This window comes from Natrinema soli (assembly GCF_028618695.1).
The window spans coordinates 1-578 of record NZ_JAQIVI010000691.1 but is presented as its reverse complement, the minus strand read 5'-3'; the positions used below and the strand labels follow the sequence as shown (position 1 = coordinate 578).

The window sequence follows — 578 nt, the reverse complement described above, 5'->3', positions numbered from 1 at the left end:
GCCGCGAGCGTCTGCGATGTCGACGCCGGTCAACAGGGCCGGCCCGGCCGCGTCTACGGCGGTCGGTTCGAATCCCGCGCGCTCGAGGCGCTCGTCGACGTACGCCTCGATATCGGTTCGCTCCCAGCCCTCGGGGACCGAGACGTTGTACGCGCAGTCCGCCGTGCGGCGGCCCCCGTTCCAGCCGGTCGAGAGCCACTCGGTCTCTGATCTACCGACTCGAAGGACGCCGTCTCGTCGGATCGCGTCGTAGTCCGCGTCCGTTGCAGTCATCGATCGGTTTCGCGGGTGTCGTCTTCGTGATCGCGAACGCCGAGCGCCGCGAGCAGCTGGTCGTTCGCCGTGCGGTCCTTGACCGCGACCCGGACGTGGGAGTCGAGCGCGCGGAAGGTCGTCGCATCGCGGATCGCCACGCCGGCCGCTCGCGCGTCGTCGATCACGGTCGATACGTCGCGATCCCCCACGTCACAGAGGAGGTACGGGGCATCCGATTCGTGGACCTCGAAGCGCCGCTCGAGCGCCTCTCGCATCCGCTCGCGCTCGCTTGCGACGCGCTCGCGCGTGTCGCGAACGAACGC

2 protein-coding genes are annotated in these 578 nt (G+C 69.9%); both read right to left on the bottom strand.

All coding sequences use genetic code 11. The annotated features are described in order from the left end of the window. On the bottom strand, nucleotides 1-273 hold a 273-nt coding region (locus PGX04_RS30135; protein ID WP_273741854.1), incomplete at its 3' end, for an adenosylcobinamide amidohydrolase. Next, a partial coding sequence (locus PGX04_RS30130; RefSeq protein WP_337959500.1) for an aminotransferase class I/II-fold pyridoxal phosphate-dependent enzyme occupies nucleotides 270-578 on the bottom strand: 309 nt, incomplete at its 5' end. The genes PGX04_RS30135 and PGX04_RS30130, both read right to left, overlap by 4 nt.